The sequence below is a fragment of the Thiohalospira halophila DSM 15071 genome (genome assembly GCF_900112605.1).
Lineage (GTDB): Bacteria > Pseudomonadota > Gammaproteobacteria > Thiohalospirales > Thiohalospiraceae > Thiohalospira > Thiohalospira halophila.
In genome coordinates, this window is sequence record NZ_FOMJ01000001.1 from 789,036 (window position 1) to 814,936 (window position 25,901).

Here is a 25,901-nt window from a genome sequence, read left to right on the forward strand (position 1 = left end):
GTTTCGCGCCCGTCAGGTTGATTTTCAGGCAGGGGCCCGGACACCCGCGTCCGCCAGTGCCGCGTCTCGATGGCCCAGCAGACGCTCGGCGAAGAATTCCAGCTGGCCCGCGCTCTCCGGCTGGGGCCAGGCATCCACCTTGCCGACCAGGTGGCCGAAGGCCTGTGCGGATGAGCTGTTGGGAATGGCGTCCACCACCGGCCGACGCTGGTGGATGGCCCGTCGCAGGGCATCGTCTTCCGGGATGACACCCATGAAGTCCAGCTCCACCTGCAGATAGCGGTCGGTGACCCGGGCGATCTTTTCGTAGAGGCGCTGACCCTGCTCCATGTCCGCCGCCATGTTGGCCAGCACCCGCACCCGCTCGACCCCGTGATCCTGGCTGAGCACCTTGATGAGGGCGTAGGCATCGGTAATCGAGGCCGGCTCGTCGCAGACCACGACGACAACCTCCTGGGAGGCCTTGCTGAAGGTGACCACGCTATCGGAGATCCCGGCCGCGGTATCCACCAGGAGGAAATCCAGCTCCAGCGACAGATCGCTGAAGGCCCGGACGATCCCGGCGTGCTGCAGGGTGCTCAGTTCCGCCATGCGCTGGCGCCCCGACGCGGCCGGCACTACGCGGACGCCGCCGGGGGTGGTGGTCACGACCTCGGCCAGGCTCCGCTCGCCACTGACCACGTGGGCCAGGTTGTAGTCCGGATTGAGACCGAGCAGGACATCGACATTGGCCAGGCCCAGGTCGGCGTCCATGATCATGACCTCGTTGCCGTGCCGCGCCAGGGCGGCGGCGAGGTTCACCGTGATGCTGGTCTTCCCGACCCCGCCCTTGCCACTGGCCACACTGACGACCCGGGTCGGGCGCTGACGGGCCAGACGGCGAAGGCCGCTGGCCTGATCGTCCACGCTGCCGCCCCACATCACCCGTGCGCTCCCTGCATGAGGGCCGGCTCGGGCATCGCGGCGATCTCGGTAAGCCGCTCGGCCAGCAGAGCCGGCCCCACGTCGTGGAGATCCTCCGGCACCCGCTGGCCATCGGAGAGGAAGGCCAGCGGCAGGGACTGTTCGACGATGGTGGAGAGGGCCGGCCCCAGGCTGGTGGACTCGTCGATCTTGGTCAGGACACAGCCGTCCAGCTCGGCGCCGCGGAAGGCATGGACGGTCTCGTCCAGCCCCCCCGGCTGGGTATTGGCCGCCAGCACGGCGTAGGTCTGGACCGTCGGCGCTCCCGTCACCAGGGTATGGAACTGCTCCGCCAGCCGCCGATCCCGCTGGCTCATGCCGGCGGTATCGATGAGCACCAGCGAGCGATCGGCGAGATTGTCCAGGGTGGTCCGCAGCTCGTCGGCATCGTTGGCCACGCGCACCGGTACGCCGAGGATCCGGGCATAGGTGCGCAGCTGCTCGTGAGCGGCGATACGGTAGCTGTCCGTCGTGACCAGGGCGACCTGATCGTAGCCGTGACGCATGGCATAGCGCGCCGCGATCTTGGCGACACTGGTGGTCTTGCCTACGCCCGTGGGTCCCACCAGGGCCACCACACCACCCTGGGCCATGACGTCGCGATCCGGCCGGCGCACGAGCTCTGCCAGTCCATGGCGAAGGCCCTCGGTGCCTCCTCCGTAGGTCGCCGAGGCCTGGCGCAGCTGGTCACGCACCCCGCCACGAACATCGGCCAGGGGATCGACACCTTCGGCCCCGCGTCTCAAGGAGGCAACCCGGTTGTCGCTTCCCCCCGCCCGGGCGTCCCGCGCCGCCGGCACCTGTTCCAGAATCCCCTTGAGGGAGGCCAGTTCATCCCGCACCACGGCCAGCTCGGCCGGTGGCGGCGGGGCGCCAGTGGTCAGGTCGGCGCCCTCCTGCCGGGCCGGCCCCGCCCCCTCCCGGAAAACCGACTCCAGGTCGCGAGCCGCCTCGAGGACCGCGCTTCGAAAGGCACCGCCATCTCCCTCGGGCTCCGGTTCGGGTTCGGGTTCGGGTTCGGGCTCCGGCTTGCTGGCAGGGGGCTCCGTGGACCCACTGGTCGACGCCGTGGGCGTCTGCTTCGACCCGGTTCGGGAGCGGGCCGGCCGCGGACGGCCGTAGGTCAGCCCCCCCGTTGCCTCGTCGGACTCCGCCGAGGCTCCCAGGAGGCTCGAGAAGCTCTCCCCGCCTCCGGGCGACTGGTCGGGACCGGGGGTCGTTTCCGAGGGAGTATCGGCACCGGAACCGGTCTGAGCGGCGGCCAGGGCCGCGGTATCGCCATCCTCCACCTCCACGGCGGCCACCAGCTCCACACCGCCCTCGCTGCGGTTGCTGGAGAGGATCACCGCCTCCGGCCCCAGTTCGTCCTTCACCTGGCGCATGGCGGTGCGCATGTCGTCGGCTGAGATGCGTCGAATCTTCATGGCCCGTCCCTACCTCCTAGCCTTCCGCGCCCACGGTGGCGACCACGCGGAGCTGTTTGTTGTCGGGAACCTCGTTGTACGAGAGCACATTCAGGCCCGGGATGGTCGGTCTGACGAAGCGCGCCAGCAGCGGCCGCACCGCCGGCGAGACCAGGACCACGGCGGGCTCGCCGGCCAGCTCCCGCTCCTGGGTCTTCTCCGCCAGCGCCCCGTGCAGCCGCTCCGCCATGCCGGGCTCCAGGGTCATCTCCTGGCCCTCGGAGACCTGGCCGGACTGCTGCAGGAGCTGTTCCAGCTTGGGATCCAGGGTGATCACCGGCATCTCGTCGCTGGTGCCGTTGATGTGCTGGAAGATGAGCCGGCGCAGGGCCACGCGAACGGCGGCGGTAAGGCTGTCGGCATCCTGGCCGCGCCCCCCCTGCTGGGCCAGGGTCTCGGCAATGGTCCGCATGTCCCGGACGGGGATGCCGTCGGCCAGCAGGTTCTGGAGGACGCGCAGCAGGGTGCCGAGGCTGACCGTATCCGGGACCAGGCTCTCCACCAGCTTGGGGGCGTTCTCCTTGAGCTTGTCCAGGAGGTTCTGGACCTCCTCGTGGCCGATGAGCTCGTGGGCATGGTCCTGCAGGATCTGGGAGAGGTGGGTCGCCACCACGGTATTGGCGTCCACCACCGTATACCCCATGCCCTGGGCCTCGTCCCGCCGAGCGGGGTCGATCCAGATGGCCGGCAGGCCGAAGGCCGGATCCTGACCCTCGATGCCGTCGATCTCGCCGTGGACCTCCCCGGGATTGATGGCCATCTCGCGATCCGGATGGAGGGTCGCCTCCCCGGCGGTGACCCCCATGAGGACCACCCGGTAGCGCGAGGGCTGCAGATCCAGGTTGTCTCGAATATGGACCGGCGGGATGAGGAAGCCCAGGTCCTGGGAGAGCTTCTTGCGCACCCCCTTGATGCGGTCCATGAGCTGACCGCCCTGGTTGCGGTCCACCATGGGGATGAGGCGGTAGCCCACCTCCAGGCCGATGGTATCCACCGGGACGACATCGTCCCAGCCCACCTCCTTGGGTTCCGTGCTGGGCTCGGCCTCCTCGGCCGCGGGTGCGGCGGCCTCCTCCGCGGCGACCGCCTCCGCCTGGGCGCGACGCCCCATACCCCAGGCGATGCCGGCCGTTAGCCCCGCCAGGGAGAGGAAGGCGACATTCGGCATCCCCGGCACCAGGCCCATGACACCGAGAAGGCCGGCCGCCACCCACACCGGGCGCGGATTCCCCAGGAGCTGGCCGATGACCTCCTGGCTCATCTCCTGCGGGGAGGAGACCCGGGTAACCATGATGCCAGCGGCCGTGGAGAGCAGCAGCGACGGGATCTGCGCCACCAGGCCGTCGCCGATGGCCAGCAGGGTGTAATTGGTAGTCGCATCGCCGATGGACATCCCGTGCTGGCCCATGCCCACGGCCAGCCCGCCCAGGATATTGATGGCGGTGATCAGGATGCCGGCAATGGCGTCGCCACGGACGAACTTGGAGGCACCATCCATGGAGCCGTAGAACTCGGCCTCCGAGGCGATCTCCTCGCGGCGCTGCTTGGCCTGCTCCTGGTCGATGATGCCGGCATTGAGGTCGGCGTCGATGGCCATCTGCTTGCCGGGCATGGCATCCAGGGTAAAGCGCGCCGTCACCTCGGAGATCCGGCCGGCGCCCTTGGTCACCACCACGAAGTTGATGATGACCAGGATGACGAAGACCACCAGCCCCACGGCGTAGTTGCCGCCCACCACGAATTCGCCGAAGGACTCGATGACGTGGCCGGCGGCATCGGTCCCGGTGTGCCCCTCCAGGAGCACCACGCGGGTGGAGGCGACATTCAGCGCCAGGCGGAAGAGCGTCGCCACCAGGAGGATGGCGGGGAAGATGGCGAAGTCCACCGGCCGCATGGCGTAGACCGCCACCAGAAGCACCACCAGCGACAGGGCGATGTTGAAGCTGAAGAAGGTATCCAGCAGGAAGGGCGGCAGCGGCAGGACGATCATGGACAGCAGCGCCATGACCAGGATCGGCACCCCCAGCCCGTTGCGGGCGATGTTGCCCACGCTGCCCAGCCAGTTATCGGCCGTGGATGCCGGCTCTGCCATTCACTGCTCCGCGGTGCGGGCGGTCATCCTGCCCTCGGGTGTCAAATTCATGGCGCATCCGCCAATTCCTCGGGGATCGGAAGGTCGTCGAAGCGCTCCGGCCCGGACTGCCCTTCCTCCCGCAGGAAGTAGAGATACGCCAGGATCTGGGCCACCGCCTGGAAGAGTCCGGCGGGGATCGCCTGATCCAGCTCCGCATGGGCATACAAGGCGCGTGCCAACGGCGGGGCCTCGAGGATGGGGACCTCGTTGTCACTGGCCACCGACCGGATCTGATTCGCCATGAGGTCCACCCCCTTGGCTACCACCACCGGGGCGGCCATGCTCTCCTGGTCGTAGCGCAGGGCCACGGCGAAGTGGGTCGGGTTGGTCACCACCACATCGGCGGAGGGGACCTCCTCCATCATCCGCTTCTGCGCCATCTCCTGCTGCAGGGAGCGGATGCGCTGCTTGACCTGCGGGTCCCCTTCCGTCTGTTTGTTCTCGTCCTGGACCTCCTTTCGCGTCATCTTGAGCTGGCGCTGGTTGTCCCAGAGCTGGAAGGGGATATCCACCACCGCCAGCAGGATGAGGGAGAGGCTCATGAAGAAGAAGGCGTAGAGGAGAAGCTCCCCCATCTGCGCCATGGCCACTTCCAGGCTGGCCGTTCCCAGGGCCAGGAAGTCGCGCCCCTCCATCCAGAGGAAGAGGATGGCCAGGGCCCCTACCAACGAGAACTTGAAGAAGGCCTTGAGGAATTCCAGCCCGCCGCGAGGCCCGAAGACCCGCCCGAGCCCCTTGACGGGGTCCAGCTTGCTCCACTTGAAGGCCATGGCCTCCAGGGAGATGACCCAGCCTGACAAGGCGATGGAGCTGACAATGGCGATGATCACCATGACGATCAGGAAGGGCGTGATCACCCACAGCCCCTGCAACGCACTGGCAAAGAGCCGTTCGATGAGGATCCCCTCGTCGAAGACGGCCTCCCGTTCCTGGGCGAAGTTGGCCTCCAGGATGTTAAGCAGGCCATCAATCATCATGGGACCGAAGAAGTAGAAGCCCCCGGCCGCCGCCATGACCATGGCCATGGTGGTCAGCTCCCGGGATCGGGGGACCTGCCCCTTGTCCCGGGCATCCTGCATTCGCTTGGGGGTGGGTTCCTCGGTCTTCTCCTGCCCCTCTTCGTTCTCGGCCATGGGGCCCTATCCTGATTGCGGTCCGAACAGGGAGCGGATCGTCTCAAAGGCGTGGGCCACCAGATCGACGAAGCGCTCTTCAAAGGTCGGCAGCGTCAGAATCATGACGCCGAAGCCCACGGTCATGGTGACCGGAAAACCGACGGCGAAGATGTTCAACTGCGGCGAGGCGCGGGTCATGATGCCGAAGGCCAGATTGACCACCATCACGGAGGCCACCACCGGCAATGCAATTAGCACGCCACCGGCGAAGACGTGGGCTCCCTGGCTGGCCAGGGTCCACCACGCCGAACGGTCGAAGCCGGTGGGCCCCACCGGAATCCCCTTGAAGCTCTCCAGGACCACCTGAACGATCATCAGGTGGCCATCCATGACCACGAACAGCAGCGTGGCGACAATGACCCATAACTGGGAGACCACCGGCACCTGGGTCCCCGTCTGCGGATCGACCATGGAGGCGAAGCCCAGTCCCATCTGCAGTGCCATGACCTGCCCCCCCAGGATGACCGTGGCAAAGGTAAGCTGGACCACGAAGCCCATGGCCACCCCGATGAGGATCTGGTGGAGAGCGACCAGGAAGGCCGCTGGAGAGGTGGGGTCGATGACCGGCATGGGCCCGAGCTGGGGGGCAATCATCACCGTCAGGACCACCGCCACGAAGATCCGCACGCGCGTGGGAGTATAGGCATTTCCGAATACCGGCGCGGCGAAGAGCATGGCGCTGATGCGCATGAAGGGCCAGAGGAAGCTGCCGATCCAGGCCGTGATCTCGGCAGTGGTCAGCTCCACGGCGGCCTGCTCACCCGATGAGGTTGGGGATGTTGCCGTACAGGCTCTGGGTATAGTCCAGCAGCGTCTGCAACAGGAAGGAGCCGGCAAAGATCAGGACGAGCACCGTAATCAGAAGCTTCGGTATGAAGGAGAGCGTCATCTCGTTGATCTGGGTCGCCGCCTGGAACATGCTCACCAACAGGCCCGTCAACAGGGCCGGCATCAGGATAACCATCATCATTATCAGCAACACCTCCAGGGCCTGCTGGATGACCGTAAGTACGACCTCCGGCGTCATGGTATCGGCGCCCCATTAACGTAGAAGCTGTTGGCCAGGGTACTCGTGATGAGCATCCAGCCGTCCACCAGCACAAAGAGCATGATCTTGAAGGGCAGCGAGATGATCATGGGCGAGAGCATCATCATGCCCATGGACATCAACACACTGGCTACCACCAGGTCGACGATGAGGAAGGGGATAAAGACCAGGAAGCCGATCTGGAAGGCCGTCTTCAGCTCACTGGTAACGAAGGCCGGCACCAGTGCCCAGAAGGGGACATCGTCCGGGCTCTCCACCCCGTCCTCGCCGGCGATGCGCAGGAAGACGCCGAGGTCGTTCTCCCGCGTCTGGCCCATCATGAAGGTCCGCAAGGGCTCCGAGGCGGCCACCATGGCCTCCTGGAAGGCCATCTCCTCCTCCAGGTAGGGCTGCAGGGCATCGGCATTGATCTGCGTGAAGACCGGCATCATCACGAAGAAGGTCAGGAAGAGGGCCAGCCCCACCAGGGTCTGGTTGGAGGGCGTGGTCGGCAGGCCCATGGCCTGACGCAGGATGGCGAGGACGACGATGATCCGCGTGAAGGCGGTCATCATGATGAGCGCCGCCGGGAGGAAGGTCAGCGACGTCATCAGGGCGAGGAGCTGGAGGGAGAGTCCCCAGGTCTCCTCGCCCTCGCCACCCTCGGTGACGGTCAGGGCCGGCAGCCCCTCCTGTGCCCCTGCCGGCATCACCGGCAGGAGCAGGCCCACGAGCAGCCAGAGCCAGCGCAACCGGTTACCCATCACTGCTGCCCCCGCAGCCTCTGAAGCCGTTCGTGCAGCCGGCGGGCGAAGTCGCTGCCCGCGCCCTCCTGAGGAGTCGACGACGAAACCGGCTCCTGCAGATGGTGGAGGAGTTCCACCCGACCCGGCGCCACGCCGACCACCAGCTGTTCATCGCCCACTTCCACGAGGAGGATACGCTCGCGTTGCCCCACGGGAATGCCGGCGATCACGCGCATGCTCCCGTCCGCGCTGCGCGTGAGCCCCGGCATGCGGCGGACAACCCAGGCGATCACCCCGATGAGGAGGAGAACGGCGAACAGCCCCAGGAAGATCTCCACCACGCGGCCGCCCGCCAGGGGCTCCATGAGTTCTCCCCCGGCCTCCTCGGCGAGGACAGCGGATGGCAGGAGGGCGGCGAGGGCCAGAAGCAGTCGCATCACTTGAGCTTCTTGATGCGTTCCTGGGCGCTGATGACGTCGGTAAGCCGGATCCCGAACTTCTCGTTGACCACCACCACCTCGCCGTGGGCGATCAGGGTCCCGTTGACTATCACGTCCAGCGGTTCGCCGGCGAAGCGATCCAGCTCCACCACCGAGCCCTGGTTGAGCTGCAGGAGATTGCGGATATTGATCTTGGTCCGGCCGATCTCCATGGCGATGGTCACCGGGATATCCAGGATCATGTCCAGATTCACGGCGGCATTCTCGTCCTGCCCCGCGCCGGGGTCCTCCTCCAGGTTCGGCATGGAGGCCGGCTTGGCCTGGTCACCGCCACCGCCGGTCATCTGGCCGACGCCGAAGTCGAAATCGCCCCCCTCGTCATCACCACTCGGAGGCCCCTCTTCACCGAACTCCTCGGCGAAGGCCTCGGCCCAGGGATCCTCTTCCCCTTCACCGCCGGCGGCCGCCTCGCCGTCATCACCGCCTTCCATGGAATTGATGATCTCTTCGGGATCCGGCGCGTTCTCGCCGCCGCCGTTCTCCCCGGCCCCGTTCTCGTTATTGCCCTGCTCGTCGTCGGCCATGGCCTTGCTCTGCCTCCTGTCGGGACGTCCCTAGCGCGTGGTTCCGCCCTGGGTCGGCCGTTCCACGAATTCGGAAATCTTGATCGCCCAGCGGCCCTCACGGGTCCCGTACTGCCCGCGCAGGACGGGCACGCCCTCCGCCCGCATGGTGACCTCCTCGGGGAGTTCCACGGGGATGATATCCCCCGGCGCGAGATTCATCACCTCGCGCAGGGTCAGCTCGGTCTCGGCGAGCTCCACGCTCGCTTCCACGTCCATGCCCTCCACCTCTTCGCGCATGGTGGAGAGCCAGCGCTCGTCCACCTCCAGCCGCTCGCTCTGGATCCCGGCGTCCAGCAGGTCGCGGATGGGCTCGAGCATGGAGTAGGGCATGGTGATGTGCAGGTCGCCGCCACCGCCGTCCATCTCCACGTGGAAGCTGCAGACGACCACGATCTCGGTGGGCGAGACGATGTTGGCGAACTGCGGGTTCACCTCGGCGTTGAGGAACTCGTACTCCAGGGAGAGCACCGGCGCCCAGGCCTCCTGCAGGTCCTTGAAGGCCTGACGCAGGAGGATCTGGATGATCCGCTGCTCGGTCTGGGTGAACTCCCGCCCCTCGATCTTGGTGTGGAAGCGCCCGCCACCGCCGAAGAAATTGTCCACCACGGAGAAGACCAGCTTGGGATCCAGCACCATGAGCGCCGTCCCGCGCAGGGGCTTCATGCGCACGATGTTGAGGCTGGTGGGGACGAAGAGGGTGTGGACGTACTCCCCGAACTTCATCATCCGGATCCCGCCCACGGAGATCTCGGCACTGCGGCGGAGCATGTTGAAGAGGCTGATCCGGAACGAACGGCCGAAGCGCTCGTTGATCATCTCCAGCGTGGGCATTCGCCCACGGACGATCCGATCCTGGCTGGCGAAATCGAAGGAGACCGGACCTTCGGCGCCGGTCTCCTCCTGCTCCTCTCCCCCCTCCTCATCGCCAACGCCGTGGAGGAGGGCGTCGATCTCGTCCTGGGAGAGTAGTTCGCTGCTGGCCATGGGCTCGCCTACTGGATCACGAACTTGGTGAAGTAGACCTCTTCAATGGCGGGCTTGCCATAGCGTTCCTCCAGCACCTTGCGCATATCCTCGAGGATGGCCTTGCGCAACTGCTGCTTGCCCTCCGTGGTGCGGACCTGCTCGGCATTCTGGGACCCCAGGATGGTATTGATGCGATCCCGGATCACCGGCATGTGGGTCTCCACCGCGTCCCCCGCCTTGGGATCCCGGCTCATGACCTGGATCCCCACCTGCATGAACCGGGCGCCTCCGCCGTTCACGTTCACGGTGAAGGGATCCCCCATCTCGATGTAGTGGGTCTCCTGCGACTCCTGGGCCTGCTCGGCCTCTCCACCGCCCCCGCTGCTGCCGCCGCCACCAAAGACGCCGGCAAACCAGAGGGCGGCCACCAACCCGCCGATGAGGACGACCTGGGCGGCCACCAGGATGATGACGAGCTTGCCGGTGGACATCCCACCGCCGCCGCCATTACCTACATCGACGTCGACTTCCTTCTTCGCCATTCCGGTCTTCCCGTTCGCTGCGGCTGGAGGCCGGGGCCGCCGTTATGGCGGCCGACCGTCGTGCCGCCATTGTTTCCCAAGGTGCCGCCATAGGCAAGCCGCGGTCAGGCGTAGTAGTCCACGCCACCCCGCGCGGCCACCTCGTCGGGAGTCATGCTCACGACGGTCCCGTCGGCCTCTTCATTGGCGGCAACCTCCCCGTGGCCGGGGTGTTCACCACTACCCGGGCGGCCGTCGCCCTCCTCGGCAAACTGCTGTTGCTGGTCGGAGACATCCACGTCCACCAGGTCCATGCCCTGCTGCTCGAAGAGCTCCCGCAGCCGGGGCAGGGCCTGCTCCACCGCATCGCGGGTGGTGGCGTTCTGGACGTTGAAGGTCACGCTGGCCTGCTCGTTCTGCACCGAGACGCGGATATCCAGCGGGCCGAGGTTCTGGGGATGGAGGCGGACATCGGCCCGCTGGATGCCGTTGCGGGCCATGAAGACCACCCGCTCGCCCACGGCCTGGTTCCAGCCCTGGCCGTTCACCGAGGCCCCCAGGGGCGAGTTGGCGATGGTCCCCGCAGTGGAGGTCCCGGCGAAGGCGGAGCCGAATCCGCCGGTGGAGGCGCCGAAGCCGCCGCCGAAGCCACTCCCGAAGCCGCCGCCACTGCCGGCCTGGGTGCCGAGCCCCATGGCCGCAACCCGCTGGGCCGCCGTCTCCCCGCTGCGGCCGGCCTCACTACCGGTGCCGGTCGAGGTGCCGAGCAACGAGCCCTGGCGGCCCATCAGGCCCTCACCATCCATCGCCTTGAGGGCGAGGTTGCGCTCCCCCTCGCCCTGTCCGTTACTGCCCAGGGACTGGAGGCCGGCGCGCAGGAAGGCCTGGAGACGGCTCTCACCCCGACCGGTATCGAGCCCCTCGGTGGTGGCGGCCCGGCCCTCAGTGCCCTGCAGGGCGGCCTCCAGCCGCTGGCGGGTCGACTGCGGCAGGTCGAGCCCCTCCAGGCGCTGGCGCAGCGCCTCCAGGCCGCCCCTGCTCCCGCCCTGCCCACCGCCCTCGCCGGCACTGGCCAGCAGGGCGGCGGCGGTCTGCCGGATGGAGGCGGCATCATTGCCGCCGTCGATGCCGCGCAGGGCCGCGGCCAGCCCCTCATCGGAGCCGGCGATCTCCTGCAGCAGCCCCTGCAGGGAGCGTTCCCCTTCCCCGCCACCCGACTGCAGTAGATTCGCCAGGGCCTCGGCGTCCTTCCCACCCCCCGACTGGAGCAGTTGCGCGAGCTGCTCGCCCAGGCCACCGCCGCCCTTGAGGTCCAGCTCCCCGAGCATCTCCTGGAGCCGGGCCAGCAGGGCCTGGCCCTCTTCGGCGGAGAGCTCCGTCAGCGCCTCGGCCCCCTCCTTGCCGATCCCGAACAGCGCCTTGAGCAGATCGGTATCGGCGTCGGCGAAGGGGTTGCCGTCCTCCGGCAGCTCGGAGCCGTCCGCCGGCAATCCCTTGCCGCTTCCCTCCGCCCCGCGCACGGCCTGCAACAGTTTCGAGAATCCATCTCCCCCCCCGTCCGACGACCCCTGTGTGGCGGCCGGACGCCCCGTTCCCTGGGCAGCGATGGTGTTCTGCGCCGCGATGGCTGACATGGTTGTTGTGTCCTCGCTGATGTGCCCGCGAGAGACTTTGCAACGGCTGTGCCAGAGAGGTACGAGCGGCTAGCGGACGGGGCCGCCCCGCGGTCGACCGGCGCGTTCGTCGGTCTCCTTCTGCTCCTGGCGCTGTTCGCGCTGGACCTCTTCCTCGGCATACCAGGACTGGAGGGTCTCGATCCGACGGGTCTCGGTGCGCGCGGCCAGCCACTTCCGGCGCGCCTGTTCCACCTCCGCCTCGGCCCGCTCCACTACCTGCTGCTGGCCGGCGATAGCCTGATCGACCTGGATGAGGAAGCGGTGGAAATCGCGGACCTGCTGGCCGCGCAGCCCCTGCCGGCCGGCGGTCTGCAGGGCCTGCTCGTATTCCTGCTTGTAGCCGTGGAGGTTGGTGAGCTGCTGATGCTGCTGCTCCAGCCGCTGCTGCGCCTCGGCCAGCTCCTTGGCGGCACGGGACTCCCGGTTATCGGCCAGCCGGGCCACCGGCTGGATGCGTTCGCTGCGGTCCGCCATATCGGCCTATCAGCCTCCCTGGGCCGGCAGGACCTGGTGCAGGGCCTGGACGCTCTGCTCCAGGGCCTCGCCGTGGCGCATGTCCTGCTGCAGGAACTGCATCAACCGCGGCTGCCACTCGATGGCCTGGTCGATAGCCGGATCGGAGCCGCGGGTGTAGGCGCCGATGCTGATGAGGTCGCGATTCTGCTCGTAGGTGGACCAGATCTGCTTGAAGCGGCGCGCCGACTGCTGGTGCTCCGGGCTGGTGATATCCGGCATCACCCGGCTGATGGAGGCCTCGATGTCGATGGCCGGGTAGTGGCCGCTCTCGGCCAGACGGCGGGAGAGGACCACGTGGCCGTCCAGGATGGCGCGGGCGGCATCGGCGATGGGATCCTGCTGGTCGTCGCCCTCGGTGAGGACGGTGTAGAAGGCCGTGATGGTGCCGCTACCTGGCGGACCGTTGCCGGCGCGCTCCACCAGGGCGGGGAGCTTGGCGAAGACCGAGGGCGGGTAGCCCTTGGTCGCCGGCGGCTCCCCCACCGCCAGGGCGATCTCGCGCTGGGCCTGGGCGTAGCGGGTGATGGAGTCCATGAGCAGGAGGACATCCCGCCCCTGGTCGCGGAAGTATTCCGCGATGGCGTGGGCCTCGGCGGCGCCGTGGAGCCGCATCACCGGCGTCGTATCGGCGGGGGCCGCGACCACCACGGCCCGTTCCAGCCCCTCTTCGCCGAGGATGTTGTCGATGAAGTCCTTGACCTCGCGCCCGCGCTCGCCGATGAGCCCCACCACCACCACGTCGGCGCTGGTGAAGCGGGTCATCATCCCCAGCAGGACGCTCTTGCCGACACCGGAGCCGGCGAAGAGCCCCATGCGCTGGCCGCGGCCCACGGTGAGCATGGAATTGATGGCCCGGACCCCGGTATCCAGGGGATCGCGCACCGGTGCCCGGGCCATGGGATTGACCCCCCGGCTGGTCAGCGGCACCCGGTCGTGGACCTCCAGACGGCCCCGTCCGTCCAGCGGCTGGCCGCCGCCATCCACCACGCGGCCGAGCATGCCCTCCCCCACCGGCGCCTCCTGGACGCGGCCGGTGGGCACCACCCGGGCATTGGGGACCACGGCCCCCAGCTCCGTGGTGGGCATGAGGTAGAGCCGATCCCCGTGGAAACCGACCACCTCGGCCTCCACCTCGGTGCCATCGGGGTTCTCGATGAGGCAGCGGGCACCAGTGGGGGCCTGCAGGCCCACGGCCTCCAGGGTGAGGCCGACCATGCGGGTGAGCGTGCCGGCCACCCGTGGCCGCAGCGGGGTGGCCTCCAGCCGTTCGGTGGCGCGCTGCAGCCGGTCCTTGAGGGCCTCGCGGCGATCAGCCGTCGGCGTGCTGGTCGTCATCGCCCCGCTCCCCGCCCAGCAGGCGCGCCGAGAGCGCCGCCAGGCGCCGTTCCAGGGTGGCATCCACGCGGGTGTACTCGCTCTCCACGCGGCAGCCGCCGCGGGTCAGGCCGGGGTCTTCCACCAGCTCCCACTGGCGCTCGGCGTCATCCTCGCGGACCCCCAGCGCCTCGCGCACCAGGGACGCATCCTCGGGATGGAGGTGGAGTTCGTAGGCCTGGGCCTGGGACGGGAGCTCGGCCAGGGCCTCGCGGACGACGGCCACCACCTCGTCCGGGTGGTGGCGGAGCTCCCGGCGGACCAACTGGCGCGCGGCGGCATTCACCACCGCCAGCAGCTGCTCCTCCACGGACTCATCGAGCTGTTCCAGGGGGCGCGCGAAGGCGGCAGTGATGGCCTCCAGCTGGGCGGCGGCATCCGCGTACTGCTGGCGCTCCGCCTCGGCGGCCTCGCGACCCTCGGCCAGCCCCGCCTCGTAGCCGGCGGCGTGGCCCTCCTGGTGCCCGGCCTCCTTCCCCGCGGCGGTACCGGCCTCTTCGCCCGCGGCGTGGCCGGCCTCGTAACCGGCGTTGTAGCCCTGGGTGCGCGCCTCCTCGCGGATGGCGGCCAGCTCTTCCTCGGTGGGCCAGGGATCGGCCTCCGGCTCCTCCTCGGCGGCCTCTTCCGCCTCCGCGGCGGCCTCGGCCTCCTTCTGTCGGCGGCCCTCCGGGTCGTCCATGTCCGGTGCATACCAGCGCGATACGGCCTCCGCCTCGGCGGCGGGGATCACGCTAGACATACTGATCGCCCTTGCCGCCCAGGGTTATGTCGCCGGCCTCGGCCATGCGCCGGGCGATACCGAGGATCTCCTTCTGCGCCTCCTCCACGTCGGAGAGGCGGACCGGGCCCTTGGCCTCCAGGTCGTCCTTGAGCATCTCGCCGGCCCGCTTGGACATGTTCTTGAAGACCTTGTCCTTGACCGCATCCTCCGACCCCTTGAGGGCAGTAATGAGGGTGTCCGAGGGGACCTCGCGCAGCAGCGCCTGGATGGAGCGATCGTCGATGTCGGCGAGGTTGTCGAAGACGAACATCAGGTCCTGGATGTTCTGGGAGAGCTCCGGATCGACGTCATTGATGTTGTCGAGAACCCCGGTCTCCACGTTGGAGTCCACGAAGTTGAGGATGTCCGCCGCCTTCTTGATGCCGCCCATGTTGGCCGACTTGAGGTTGGAGGTGTTGCCGCCGGCGAACTGGCGCTCGAAGATCTCGTCGAGCTCGTGCAGGGCATTGGGCTGGATGCCATCCAGGGTGGCGATGCGCAGGGTGACGTCGGTCCGGACCTGTTCGGGGAGCATGGAGAGGACCTCCGCCGACTGGTCGTCCTCCAGGAAGGAGAGGACGATGGCGATGATCTGCGGATGCTCCACGCGGATCATCTCGGCCACGGCGCGCGGCTCCATCCAGCGCAGGGACTCCAGCCCCTTGGAGCCCTTGCCGAGCAGTATGCGGTCCACCAGGCTGTCGGCCTTGTCCTCGCCCAGCGCCTTGGTAAGCACATTGCGGATATAGTCGTCCGCCTCGACACCCAGAGCGGTCTGGCTGTCCACGGTTTCGACGAACTCCGAGAGGACATCGCTGACCTGCTCGCGGGTAATGCCCCCGAGCTGGGCCATGGTCTGACCCAGGCCCTGGACCTCCTTGGGGCCGAGGTGCTTCATGACCTCGGCGGCGTCCTGCTCTCCCAGGGAGAGCAGGAGGACGGCAGCCCGTTCGACCCCCGAAAGCGCCTTCTTCTTGTTCGGGAGCTCGGCCTTGGCCTCTTGCTGCTGGTCCGCTGCCGCCTCTGCCATGTTCCACCTCCGCGGGCGTTATTCCTCGGATCCGATCCAGGACTTTACCACCTGCGCCACGCGCTTGGGATCCTGTTGGGCAAGGGTCTTGGCGGTCTGCAGGTTGGTCTCGTAGTCGGCCACCTGGATCTCGCGCTCGAGCTCCTCCTGCATCTGCGCCTTCTGGCGCTCCAGCTCGGCCATGGCCTCGTCCTCTTCCTCCTCGCTGGGCTCGTGGCTCGGGGGCTGCGCCAGGTTGCGCAACACCGGTCGCAGCACGCCGAGGATGAGGAAGATGACCAGCGCCGCACCGACGACCTGCTTGGCGATATCCCAGACCCAGGGCTGCTCCCACCACGGGACCCTGGTGGGATCGTCGCCGGGGGCGAAGGAGGCACTGACCACGTTGACGCTGTCACCGCGCCCGGGGTCGAAGCCCACGGCGTCGCGCACCAGGGACTCGATGCGCTGTACCTCCGCCTCGTCGCGGGGAACGGTAACCTCCTCGCCGGCCTCGTTGGTGGTCTGCTCGTGGTCCACCACCACCGCCACCGAGAGCCGTTTCAGCGCCCCCGCCGGCGTGCTGGAGTGGGTGATGGTCCGATCCAGCTCGTAGTTGACCGTGGAGTCCTCGCGCACGACCTGGCCGGAATCGCCGTTCCCGTTGCCCCCTTCCCCCGGGTTGACCTCCTCCGGCGCCGTGGCCGCCCCCGGCGGCTCGTTGGAGAGCGACCCCGGGACTCCGGCAGCGTCGCCATCCCGCTGGGTGGAGCGGCTCTCCTGGCGGGAGCGCACGGCGGCGGTATCCGGATTGAAGAGTTCCTGGGTCCGCTCGGTCTCGGTGAAGTCCACCTCGGCGGTCACCTGGGCGCGGACGCCGTCCCGACCCACCACCGGCTGCAGGATGTTCTCGATCCGGCTGGCGTAGGCCCGCTCCAGCCGGCGCACGTAGTTGAACTGGCGCTCGTCCTCGGCGGCCTCGGGGTCGCGTTCGCGGCCACTCAGCAGCTCGCCGCTCTGATTGACCACGGAAACCTTGTCGGCCTCCAGGGCCGGGATGGCCGACGCAACCAGGTTGGTGACCGCTTGCACCTGCTCGTCGCTGAAGCTGCCACCGGAGCCGACATGGACCACGATGGAGGCCTTGGGCTCCTTGCGGTCCCGGATGAAGACGGAATCCTTGGGCATGGCCAGGTGGACCCGCGCCTGTTCCACCGTACCCATGCTCATGATGGACCGGGCCAGCTCCCCCTCCAGGGCGCGCTGGTAGCGGGCCTGCTCCATGAACTGGCTGACCCCGAAGCCCTCGTTCTGCTTCATGATCTCGAAGCCGTCGTAGCCCCCACTGGGCAGGCCCTGGGCGGCCAGCTTGATCCGGGTCTGGTGGACGTCGCTGGCGGGGATGTCGATGCGGCCGGCGCCGCTGTCCACCTCGTAGGGGATGCCCTCCTGCTCCAGCACCTGGGCGACCTCGCCGGCCTCCTTGGATTCCAGGCCGGTGAACAGCGGCGCATAGCTGGGCTGCTGCGACCAGAGCAGGACCGCGATGATGATCCCGAGGATGGCCGCCGCACCCACGACAAGGCCCGCCTGCCGGGAACGCGGCAGGCGGGTGAAGCCCTCGAGCTGGGCGCTGAGATTGGGCGCTCTGGCCATTTCCATGATTCGTCAGTACCGCCCGCGCGTCAGACCGACATGTTCTGGATGGACCGGTAGGCCTCCAGGAGCTTGCTGCGCGCCTCGGAGAGGGTCTGGAAGGCGAGGCCGGCCTTCTCGCCGGCGATCATCACATCCCCCAGGCTGGTATTCGGGTCGCCCGCCTGGAAGGCCTCCTTCACGTCGCCGGAGGCCTTCTGAAGCTCGTCCACCTGGTCGATGGACTGCTTGAGCAGCTCGGTGAAGCTCGGCGCCTCCGCCTCCTCACTGCCCTGCGCAGCGCCCGGGCCCTCGCCGTGACCGGATACAGCGGGCGCCTCGGGACGATCCACGCCCCCCTGCGCCTGCGCCGACAGGCGCTGCATCTCAGCCATCATCGAAGACGGGTCGATATTGTTCATCGCTCTCTACTCCCGGTCCCGGTCTGCTCGACTTCGGGATCCATGCAGTTTTTGCGCCAGCCTAGCCGGGGAGTTCCACCCCGTCCTCGCGCAGGCGCGCCAGCTTGTAGCGCAGCGTCCGCTCACTCACCCCGAGACGGGCGGCGGCCTCCTTGCGGCTGGGCGCATTGCGCAGCGCCTCGAGGATGCTCGCCTGCTCGCGCTGGCGCAGCTCCGATTCCAGGTCGCCCTCGTCGGCCGGCCCTTCCGTCGGCGCCGGCGCCGCGGCCGATGCGGCGGACGGCCGCGTCGAGGCAGTGGCGGTCCCCGGCTCGAAGTGGACATCCTGCGTCAGGATCTCGTCACCCGGCTGGAGGATCAATGCCCGCTGGAGGACGTTATCGAGCTCGCGCACATTGCCCGGCCAGTCGTGCCGGTGGAGCTGCTCGGCCGCCCCCTCGCTGATCCCCGGGATGGCGCGACCGAGCTGGCGGGCGTGGCGCTCCAGCAGATGCTCCGCCAGGGGGAGGATATCACGGGGACGGTCCCGCAGCGGTGCGATGGGCAGCGGGAAGACGTTGAGGCGGTAGTAGAGGTCCTCGCGGAAGCGGCCGGCGGCGACCTCCGCCTTCATGTCCCGGTTGGAGGTCGCCAGTACGCGGACGTCCAGCTCGATGACCTTGCGCCCACCGAGGCGCTCCACCTCGCGCTCCTGCAGCACGCGCAGGAGCTTGGCCTGGAGCCCCAGGTCCATCTCGGAGATCTCGTCCAGGAGCAGGGTACCGCCCTGGGCCTGTTCGAACTTGCCCGGCGAGGCCTGGTGGGCGCCGGTGAAGGCCCCCTTCTCGTAGCCGAAGAGCGTGGCCTCCAGCATGGTCTCGGGGATGGCGGCACAGTTCACCGCCACGAAGGGGCCCTCGGCGCGCGGCGAACAGCCGTGGAGGTAGCGGGCCACCACCTCCTTGCCGGTGCCGGACTCGCCGGTGATGAGGATGGTGGCGTCGCTGGCCGCCACCCGGCGGGCGAGGTCCGCCAGCTCGGTGGTTTTGGGGTCATCGCCGACCATCTCCGTGGTCCCGGAGCCGTAGCGGCCGGCGTAGCGCGCCACGGTATTGACCAGGACCTCCGCCTCGAAGGGCTTGACCAGGTAGTCGGCCGCTCCCTCCCGCATGGCGGCCACCGCCTTCTCGATGGTGCCGTAGGCGGTCATCATCAGCACCGGGAGGTCCGGCCGCTCGGCCTTCACCCGGCGCAGGAGCTCATCGCCGTCCATGGGCTTCATCCAGACGTCGGTGAGCACCAGATCCACCGGCTCGGTCTTGAGCTGCTCCAGGGCCGCACTGCCGTCGGCGGCGTGCAGCGGCCGGTACCCCGAGAGCTCCAGGGTGTCCACCACCGCCTCGGCCAGGGACTCGTCGTCCTCCACTACCAGGATGACCGGTTCACTCATGCCCCGTCGTTCTCCTCTTGTTCGTGCTCGCCCAGCCCCAGTGGCAGGCGCAGGCGGAAGGTAGAACCCACACCCGGCTCGCTCTCCACAAGGACCTCGCCGTGGTGCGCCCGGGCCACCGCCTGGACCACGGCCAGCCCCAGGCCGGTGCCGCCGGAGCGGGTCGTGAAGAAGGGCTCGAAGAGGCGCTGGCGCACCTCGTCGTCGATCCCGGGGCCGGTGTCGGCCACTTCCAAGTCCACGTAGTCGCTGTCCGGACTGACCAGGGAGAGGCGCAGCCGACCACCCTCCCCCATGCTCTGGACGGCGTTGTTCGCCAGGTTCAGGGCCGCGCTGGTGAGCAGCTCGCGATTGCAGCGCAGCTCGGCCTCCTCCAGGCCATGGGTCTCGGTAACCAGTTCCACGCCCGCCTGCTCGGCCTCGCCGGCGACCCCGCCGGCCACCGCCCCCAGGAACTCCCCGGCCGGCAGGCGCTCGGCCCCGCCGATGCCGCCCCGGGCGAAGATGAGCATGTCGTTGACCAGCTTCTCCAGGCGCTGCAGGCGGCTGGTAATCTTCTCCGCGGCCGCCTGGCGGCGTTGCTCGTCGAGGTCGGTCCGACGCAGGTGGCCGGCGTAGAGCAGCGCCGAGGAGAGCGGGGTGCGAACCTGATGGGCCAGGCTGGCCGCCATCTCGCCCATGGCCAGCAGCCGCTTCTGGTGGTGGTCGCGCTCCTGCTGGGCGCGATCGGCGGTGACATCGGTGAGCAGCAGGATCTGGCCCGGCTCGTTGCCCAGAGGGCAGGTGGCCAGGTTCACGAGCCGGCCATCGCGCAGGCGCAGGTCGTAGCCGGAGCCCTGGGGATCGAAGGCGCGGGCGATGACCGCCGCCCAGGGCTGGCCCTCCAGGGGCTCACCCAGCAGCTCCCGGGCGGCCGGGTTGGCCTCCTCCACGGCACCGAAGCCGCCCACGACCACGACGCCGGCGGGCAGCGCCCGGACCAGCCGCTCCAGCCGCTCGGCCAGGCGCTCCTTCTCCGCCAGCTCCTCGGAGTGGGCGGCGCGGGAGCGCTCCAGTTCGCTGGTCAGGGCGGCGACCTGCTGCTCCAGGTCGCGATAGGACTCGGTAAGCTGCTCGGAGAGGCGATTGAAGGCCTGGAAGGCCGCCTCCAGCTCCTTCTGCTGTTCGACCTGTGGGTCACCCTGTGGATCCGGGTCGCCCTCGGCCGTCATCTCCGCCCCGCTCATGCCGAGGTGGACTCCCGCTGAAGACCGTACTTGCGCAGCTTCTCCACCAGGGTGGTCCGGCGCAGCTGCAGCAGCTTGGCGGCCTGGGCCACCACGCCGTCACTGGCCTCCAGGGCCTGGCTGATGAGCGCCTGCTCCACCTCGCCGAGGTGGCCACGCAGGTCGAGACCCTCGGGGGGTAGCGTGGCCGTACCGGCCATCGCCGGGGCGCCGTGGGCGGCCTCGTCGCGATAGCGCTCCGGCAGGTCGGCCACATCCACCTCCTCGTAGGGGTGCATGATCACCAGCCGCTCCATGAGGTTGGAGAGTTCGCGGACATTGCCCGGCCAGTCGTGGGCGGCCAGGGCCTGGCGGGCCGCCGGGGTGAGCCGAACCCAGCCGCGGCCGGCGCGGTGGATGCGCTCGGCGATGGCGTCGATGAGCAGCGGGATGTCCTCGCGCCGGTGGCGCAGGGGCGGCATCTCGATGGGGAAGACGTTGAGCCGGTAGTAGAGGTCCTCGCGGAAGGCGCCGTCGGCGAGCTGGACCTCCAGGTCCCGGTGGGTAGCCGCCACCACGCGGACATCCGCCGGGAGGCTGCGGGTACCGCCTACCCGCTCGAAGCTGTGTTCCTGGAGGACGCGCAGGAGCTTGACCTGCATGGCCACGGACATGTCGCCGATCTCGTCCAGGAAAAGGGTACCGCCGCCGGCGAGCTCAAAGCGGCCCTGGCGACTGGAGACGGCGCCGGTAAAGGCGCCCTTCTCGTGGCCGAAGAGCTCCGACTCCATGAGCTCCCCGGGGATGGCGCCGCAATTCACCGGCACGAAGGGGCCGTCGCCACGCGGGGAGAGGCGGTGGAGGCTGCGCGCCACCAGCTCCTTGCCGGTACCGGACTCGCCGAGGATGAGAACGCTGGCATCGGAACCGGCGACCTGGTGGATCATCCGGCGCACGCGGCGGACGGCCTCGCTGTTGCCCACGAGGTCGCGGCCCGGATCGGGACCCGTGGCCGCGGCGTGGACACCGGCCCGGTTGAGTATCGCCTCCAGCTCCGCCTGCTCCAGCGGATAGCGGACGGCGAGCCCTTCCGGGTCGGCGTGTTCGCCCTCTACCACCCGAATGAGGGGATGGGCACCGCTGTGCGCGTCGAAACGCCGGCGCTGTTCGCCATCGGCCCCCGGACCGAGGAGGCCGAAGGCCACGGCCGCCGGCTCCGGCCAGCCTTCTGCCTCACTATGCGGAAACCAGCCGAGGAAGCGCAGGACCGCCCCCATGGCCGCCCGCCGCTCGGCGTCGGGCTCCATCACGATGACTTGCGCAGGCTGCATGCCGCGTCTCCCCCTCCCCGGCGCGTCGGTCGTTTCGACCGATCAGGATCTTATGCGCAATTGTTAACAGCACGGGTCAAGGATGTCAAAAAATCGGCGGTTGGCAGCGAGGAGACCGCCTGTCTTTACCCCTGGCGACGCCGCGCCGCCGCCACAGCCCGGCGGTGCTGCTGGAACAGGAACCGCTCCAGTAATTCGCTTTCTTCCTCCGATAATCCCTCGAACGCCAGGAAGTCCCGACCCTGGGCATCCGGTTCTCCGCTGATCAGGCCCCGCAGGTACAGGGGCTGCGGCTGTTCCGCGGCCAGCCAGAGCTCTATATCCCGCACCTCCCCTCTGGCGTTCGATTCCCCGATCTCCACGCGGATGCCATCCCGGGACAAGACCACCTCCTGCCGGCCAACCGAACTCCACGCCTGCTGTGCCATCGTGACAAGCAGCAGATCTACCTTGGCCTCCAGACGGTGCCGAACGCGATCATCGGCCTCATCACCGGACGCCGAATCCTCCGGAGCCGTCAGCACCCGAAGAAGGCGGATATTGATTCCCCTCTGGAAATCCTGGTCCCCCGGTTCCTCCACCGCCCTGATTCGAACCGGGATGGAGGCCTCCCAACCGAGCCCTCGTCCCGCGGTTCCCTCGCCCACTTGGTCCAACCCCCTGCTGTGCTACGATGCCGATAGCACCATCCTAGCGCGGAAGGTGGTATCCCAACAGCCAGCCCGGAGAAGAACCGAGCCATGAGCCAGCGGAAGAAGCGCAACAAGCGAGCGCCCAAGCGGGGCAAGAATCCCCAGCCGTCCCCGGCCACCACTGACGAACAGCAGGAAGACCTCATCCAGACCGTCGAGGCGGCGACCGTCGCGGTTCGGGATGGCGATGTGCCCACCGTCCGCCGCCTGGTCGACCACCTCCGGGAGCATCACCCTGAGCATTACCGCACCTATAGCTTCCGAGCTCAGGTAGCCATATGGGATGGTGAAGAGGAAGAGGCTGTCAGGCTATCCCGAGAGGCCATGGCGCGCGGCGGAGATACGATCTTTGCCGTGGTCGCCCGCCACCTCGAAATCCTGAACTCCTACGGACTCCACGAAGAAGTTTTGGAGATCCTGGACAACGAGGCCGCACAGTGGTCTGACCATATCAACCTGCTCCGGCACCGTTACCAAGCGCTACGCGGACTGCATCGGCGCATGGAAGCGCGAGATTTCCTAGAAAATCAGTTTAACGCCGGTCGCGATCTACCGCCCTCGCTAATCAACGATCTGGCCATGCTGGCCTTCGATTTGGGCGACAAAGCAGGAGGCATGGGCTGGCTGCGAAAAGCCCTTGAAAAAAGCCCTCAAAGCAACCTATTGTGGTCGAACCTCCTGATGCTCGCTCACTATCGGCCGGATTTGTCGCTGGCCGAGATCGATGACATTTATCGAGAGTGGCGCGAGGCATGCATCGACCACCTCCCCCGAAACACCGAGTTCGAGCGAGACACAAGCGCCGACCGCCCCCTGCGGATTGGCTTTGTCTCCAACGGTTTTCTAGCACATCCTGCCGGCTGGATGAGTATCACCGGGATGCGCTTCCTCGCCGACTATTTTGATCACGAGCTGTTCTTATATTCTATCCGAGAAGGGAACCCCTCGGATCCCGTTGCCAACCGCTTCCGAGAGATTGCAACATGCTATACCAATATCGCCGGCTGGTCTCATCAGGAAGTCCACGACCAACTACTGGATGACGAACTCGACCTTCTGGTGGAGATGGCGGGGCACAGTGAGCGCAACGTCCTCCCAGCGGTCGCTCAGCGCGTGGCTCCGGTACAAGTAAAGTGGGTCGGTGGCCTGTTCGATACCTCGGCACTGCCGACCATGGACTACCTCCTGACCGACGCCGTGGAGACCCCGCCGGGATCCGAATACCGCTATACGGAGCAATTCATCCGCCTGCCGGGCGGCTATGTGAGCTACACCGGGCCCTCAAGCTTCCCGGAGATCAATCACCTGCCGGCCCTTCAGGGAGAGCCCTTCACCTTCGGCTGCCTGAACAACCTCCACAAGTTCAACGAGACGGTGGCCGAACTCTGGTCCTCGATACTGACCGCAGTCCCTGGCAGTCGCCTGTTGCTCAAGGACCGGAAGCTCGACGACCCCGGGGTCCGACAATGGGTCCTGGAACTCTTCGCCCATTTCGAGATCGACTCCGAGCGATTGGTGCTCGAGGGCGGTAGCCCCCATCGGCAACTCCTGGAAACCTACAACCGTATTGATGTAGCCCTCGACCCCTGGCCCTACACAGGCGGCCTGACCACCGTCGAGGCCCTTATGATGGGTGTTCCGGTCATAACCTGCCCCAGCGAGACCTTTGCGGGACGACACGCGGCCAGCCATTTACAGAATGTCGGGCTTGGCGATTTCATTGCCCGGGACTTCTCACAGTACCGCGCGCTGGCCATAAGCTGCTCGCGGGAGCCGGAAGCCATCAATCAGCTCCGCCAGTCGCTCCGGTCCATGGTTCGAAAGGCGCCCCTTAGCCAGTACCTTCAGTTCGCAACCAACCTGGATTCCGCTTTCCGCGCAGCATGGGGTCGCTGGTGCCGGGGAGAGCCACCCTCACCCATCAATTTCTCGGACGCAGCACAAATTCCAGAGGACGTTCTAGCAAGGGCGCGTCAAGAACTTGAAGTTCACAGTGATGCTCGTAGACACGGAAGTGCTTACACACAAGGAAATAAAAGAAACAAGAAAGCAATAAAACCAAAAAAGAAATTAATGGGGGAAAACTTCCACATCATGCTCGGAACGGAAGAGAAACATCTAGCCCCTTTTATCAACGTAATGGATTCTGACCTTAATGAATTCTCAAATCATTACGCTCTCATTGGGGCAAAAGACAGATGGCAGAACTTAGTCAATGGTCAAACAGCAGAATACTTCTCGAACCACCAAGACCTGAAAAGGCTTGAAGATTACGCCAAGCAGGCAAAAAGAATATTTTTCCACGGATTGTGGGTCAAAGAGACGTACAACTTATTACAGAGAGACCCAGCTTTATTCGGAAAAACATTTTGGATGCCTTGGGGTGGAGACTTTTACTTTCCCGAGACGCAACCAAAAGAAAAAAACGACGTCATAAAGAAAATTGGAAACCTAGTTACTTATGTTGACTACGACGTCGAATACCTCCGGGATAACTACGGCGCCGAAGGAATATACTGGAAAGCAAAAAAGGTTCCTGTCTTCCATGACAAGAAATATGAAGACGACGGACCCAAAAATGATAACCTCAAAATCATAGTTGGGAACTCCTCATTCCCGACCAACAACCACCTGGAGGCATTTAATAGCCTTAAAGGCTTCAACAATGAAAACATCTCTATCTACGCCCCGCTATCATATGGCTCTTCAGATTATGCGGAAAAGGTTACTCGACTTGGCCATCAGTACTTCGGGGACAAATTCAGGCCAGTCACTCAATTCATGGCACGCGAAAAATATAAAAAATTCCTTTCGGAGTTCGATATTGCGATCCTAGCTCACGACAGGCAGCAAGCCTTAGCCATGTGTTACTTCTTGCTCGGCATGGGTAAAAAACTATATCTTAAAAGGGAATCTCCAAATTGGAAACATTTAACAAAAATCGGCTTCATAGTTCATGACTTATCGAAATTACGACTAACTCGGCTCGAAAATTCTGAAAAAGACTGGAACATAAAGCTTAGCCGAGACTTCAATAGCCCGGAAAAATTCAAGAACGACTGGCAAAAAATTCTCTCTGCGGATTAGGCGTCAGGTCCCCAACGATTGCATTGACCACCGGCGGTGGGCACTGTTCACCAGTCGCGCCGTGATGCGGGACTTCCTGGACCAGCTACGGAGACGGGCCTGATGGATATCCGGTTGCACAAGAACGCGACCACCACGCCGGCCCATCGGGCTGCCATTCAGGCCTCGGATAAGCCGGGCCGGGAGCTGGCCCGGGAGTTCGGCGTCTCCGAGGACACCATTCGCCGCTGGCGTAAGCGCGCTACCACCGAAGACGGCTCGCATACGGCGCACCGGCTGCGTACGACCCTGACACCGGAGCAGGAGGCGGTGGTGGTGGCCCTGCGCCGGACCCTGTGGCTCTCCCTGGAGGACATGCTCGCCGTCACCCGCCCTGGCCCTCAGACTAGTTGTCGCCTCGTGAGGTAGGATGTTCTTAGAAAAGCCGGGGCGATAGGAGTGACGAGTGGCACGATATTCCCGGGAGCGGCGTGAGGCTGTAGTGGCCAAGATGTTGCCGCCCCACAACCTGAGTCCGCAGACGGTGGCCGAGCAGGAAGGCATTGCCCTGGGCACGCTGTACAAGTGGCGTAACGAGGCTCGAGCCCAAGGGACCTGCGTCCCGGATGCCGATGCCGGTGGTCCCGAAGGCTGGAGCAGCCGAGACAAGTTCGCGGCGGTCGTGGAGACGGCGGCCATGAACGAGCACGAGCGGGCGGAGTACT

The 25,901-nt window shown here is 66.7% G+C and carries 24 protein-coding genes and 1 pseudogene; 3 read left to right on the plus strand and 22 right to left on the minus strand.

Features of this window, described 5'->3' with window-relative positions; all coding sequences use genetic code 11:
• Positions 1-24 precede the first annotated feature (24 nt).
• The 22 genes from BM272_RS03795 to BM272_RS03900 form a co-directional block, all read right to left on the minus strand.
• A complete protein-coding gene (locus tag BM272_RS03795) occupies positions 25-921 on the minus strand; it encodes a MinD/ParA family protein (RefSeq protein ID WP_093427388.1) in 897 nt (298 codons plus the stop codon).
• On the minus strand, positions 921-2,387 hold the full coding sequence (gene flhF, locus BM272_RS03800; protein ID WP_093427389.1) for a flagellar biosynthesis GTPase FlhF: 1,467 nt from the start codon (positions 2,385-2,387) through the stop codon (positions 921-923). Before flhF ends, BM272_RS03795 begins: the two co-directional genes overlap by 1 nt.
• A 16-nt stretch (positions 2,388-2,403) precedes the next feature.
• Positions 2,404-4,518: a flagellar biosynthesis protein FlhA gene (gene flhA / locus BM272_RS03805; RefSeq protein ID WP_093427390.1), complete on the minus strand. Its 2,115-nt coding sequence runs from the start codon at positions 4,516-4,518 to the stop codon at positions 2,404-2,406.
• A 47-nt stretch (positions 4,519-4,565) separates the two neighbouring features.
• A complete protein-coding gene (gene flhB / locus BM272_RS03810; protein ID WP_093427391.1) occupies positions 4,566-5,693 on the minus strand; it encodes a flagellar biosynthesis protein FlhB in 1,128 nt (375 codons plus the stop codon).
• A gap of 6 nt (positions 5,694-5,699) precedes the next feature.
• A complete protein-coding gene (fliR, locus tag BM272_RS03815; protein WP_093427392.1) occupies positions 5,700-6,482 on the minus strand; it encodes a flagellar biosynthetic protein FliR in 783 nt (260 codons plus the stop codon).
• 10 nt (positions 6,483-6,492) lie between these two features.
• The gene (gene fliQ / locus BM272_RS03820) at positions 6,493-6,762 is read right to left on the minus strand and encodes a flagellar biosynthesis protein FliQ (protein ID WP_093427393.1); all 270 of its coding nucleotides are present in this window, start codon (positions 6,760-6,762) and stop codon (positions 6,493-6,495) included.
• Positions 6,759-7,526 carry a flagellar type III secretion system pore protein FliP gene (gene fliP, locus BM272_RS03825; RefSeq protein WP_093427394.1) on the minus strand — a complete coding sequence of 256 codons (768 nt, stop codon included), beginning with the start codon at positions 7,524-7,526 and terminating at the stop codon, positions 6,759-6,761. The genes fliQ and fliP overlap by 4 nt, the downstream gene beginning before the upstream one ends.
• Positions 7,526-7,945: a flagellar biosynthetic protein FliO gene (fliO, locus tag BM272_RS03830; protein WP_093427395.1), complete on the minus strand. Its 420-nt coding sequence runs from the start codon at positions 7,943-7,945 to the stop codon at positions 7,526-7,528. The genes fliP and fliO overlap by 1 nt, the downstream gene beginning before the upstream one ends.
• On the minus strand, positions 7,945-8,532 hold the full coding sequence (fliN, locus tag BM272_RS03835; RefSeq protein ID WP_093427396.1) for a flagellar motor switch protein FliN: 588 nt from the start codon (positions 8,530-8,532) through the stop codon (positions 7,945-7,947). Before fliN ends, fliO begins: the two co-directional genes overlap by 1 nt.
• A 30-nt stretch (positions 8,533-8,562) precedes the next feature.
• Positions 8,563-9,558 carry a flagellar motor switch protein FliM gene (gene fliM / locus BM272_RS03840; protein WP_093427397.1) on the minus strand — a complete coding sequence of 332 codons (996 nt, stop codon included), beginning with the start codon at positions 9,556-9,558 and terminating at the stop codon, positions 8,563-8,565.
• An 8-nt stretch (positions 9,559-9,566) separates the two neighbouring features.
• Positions 9,567-10,082, minus strand: coding sequence for a flagellar basal body-associated FliL family protein (locus tag BM272_RS03845; RefSeq protein WP_093427398.1), 516 nt, complete (start codon positions 10,080-10,082; stop codon positions 9,567-9,569).
• Between the two features lie 104 nt (positions 10,083-10,186).
• Positions 10,187-11,581, minus strand: a complete 1,395-nt coding sequence (locus BM272_RS03850; RefSeq protein WP_240308009.1) for a flagellar hook-length control protein FliK — start codon at positions 11,579-11,581, stop codon at positions 10,187-10,189.
• Between the two features lie 183 nt (positions 11,582-11,764).
• Positions 11,765-12,211 (minus strand): flagellar export protein FliJ, encoded by a 447-nt coding sequence (gene fliJ, locus BM272_RS03855; RefSeq protein ID WP_093427400.1) that lies wholly within the window; start codon positions 12,209-12,211, stop codon positions 11,765-11,767.
• Positions 12,212-12,220: 9 nt separating this feature from the next.
• Positions 12,221-13,588 carry a flagellar protein export ATPase FliI gene (gene fliI, locus BM272_RS03860; protein WP_093427401.1) on the minus strand — a complete coding sequence of 456 codons (1,368 nt, stop codon included), beginning with the start codon at positions 13,586-13,588 and terminating at the stop codon, positions 12,221-12,223.
• The gene (locus tag BM272_RS03865) at positions 13,563-14,366 is read right to left on the minus strand and encodes a flagellar assembly protein FliH (RefSeq protein WP_143613144.1); all 804 of its coding nucleotides are present in this window, start codon (positions 14,364-14,366) and stop codon (positions 13,563-13,565) included. The genes fliI and BM272_RS03865 overlap by 26 nt, the downstream gene beginning before the upstream one ends.
• A complete protein-coding gene (gene fliG, locus BM272_RS03870) occupies positions 14,359-15,417 on the minus strand; it encodes a flagellar motor switch protein FliG (RefSeq protein WP_093427403.1) in 1,059 nt (352 codons plus the stop codon). Before fliG ends, BM272_RS03865 begins: the two co-directional genes overlap by 8 nt.
• Positions 15,418-15,435: 18 nt before the next feature.
• A complete protein-coding gene (fliF, locus tag BM272_RS03875) occupies positions 15,436-17,058 on the minus strand; it encodes a flagellar basal-body MS-ring/collar protein FliF (protein WP_093427404.1) in 1,623 nt (540 codons plus the stop codon).
• A 23-nt stretch (positions 17,059-17,081) separates the two neighbouring features.
• Complete coding sequence (fliE, locus tag BM272_RS03880) at positions 17,082-17,453, minus strand: flagellar hook-basal body complex protein FliE (RefSeq protein ID WP_093427405.1); 372 nt, start codon at positions 17,451-17,453, stop codon at positions 17,082-17,084.
• Between the two features lie 61 nt (positions 17,454-17,514).
• Positions 17,515-18,882, minus strand: coding sequence for a sigma-54-dependent transcriptional regulator (locus BM272_RS03885; protein ID WP_093427406.1), 1,368 nt, complete (start codon positions 18,880-18,882; stop codon positions 17,515-17,517).
• Positions 18,879-20,108: a sensor histidine kinase gene (locus BM272_RS03890; protein WP_093427407.1), complete on the minus strand. Its 1,230-nt coding sequence runs from the start codon at positions 20,106-20,108 to the stop codon at positions 18,879-18,881. Before BM272_RS03890 ends, BM272_RS03885 begins: the two co-directional genes overlap by 4 nt.
• Positions 20,105-21,418, minus strand: coding sequence for a sigma-54 interaction domain-containing protein (locus BM272_RS03895; RefSeq protein ID WP_093427408.1), 1,314 nt, complete (start codon positions 21,416-21,418; stop codon positions 20,105-20,107). Before BM272_RS03895 ends, BM272_RS03890 begins: the two co-directional genes overlap by 4 nt.
• Positions 21,419-21,543: 125 nt before the next feature.
• On the minus strand, positions 21,544-22,065 hold the full coding sequence (locus BM272_RS03900; RefSeq protein ID WP_159433013.1) for a PilZ domain-containing protein: 522 nt from the start codon (positions 22,063-22,065) through the stop codon (positions 21,544-21,546).
• 93 nt (positions 22,066-22,158) lie between these two features.
• On the opposite strand from BM272_RS03900, the gene BM272_RS03905 reads away from it, so the two are divergent.
• From BM272_RS03905 to BM272_RS03915, 3 genes and pseudogenes are all read left to right on the plus strand, one after another.
• Positions 22,159-25,197 (plus strand): TDP-N-acetylfucosamine:lipid II N-acetylfucosaminyltransferase family protein, encoded by a 3,039-nt coding sequence (locus BM272_RS03905; RefSeq protein WP_093427410.1) that lies wholly within the window; start codon positions 22,159-22,161, stop codon positions 25,195-25,197.
• Between the two features lie 102 nt (positions 25,198-25,299).
• Positions 25,300-25,569 (plus strand): annotated as a pseudogene (locus BM272_RS03910) (helix-turn-helix domain-containing protein); the annotation flags it as partial.
• Between the two features lie 73 nt (positions 25,570-25,642).
• Positions 25,643-25,901: transposase (locus BM272_RS03915; RefSeq protein WP_143613147.1), on the plus strand; the 259-nt coding region annotated here is incomplete at its 3' end.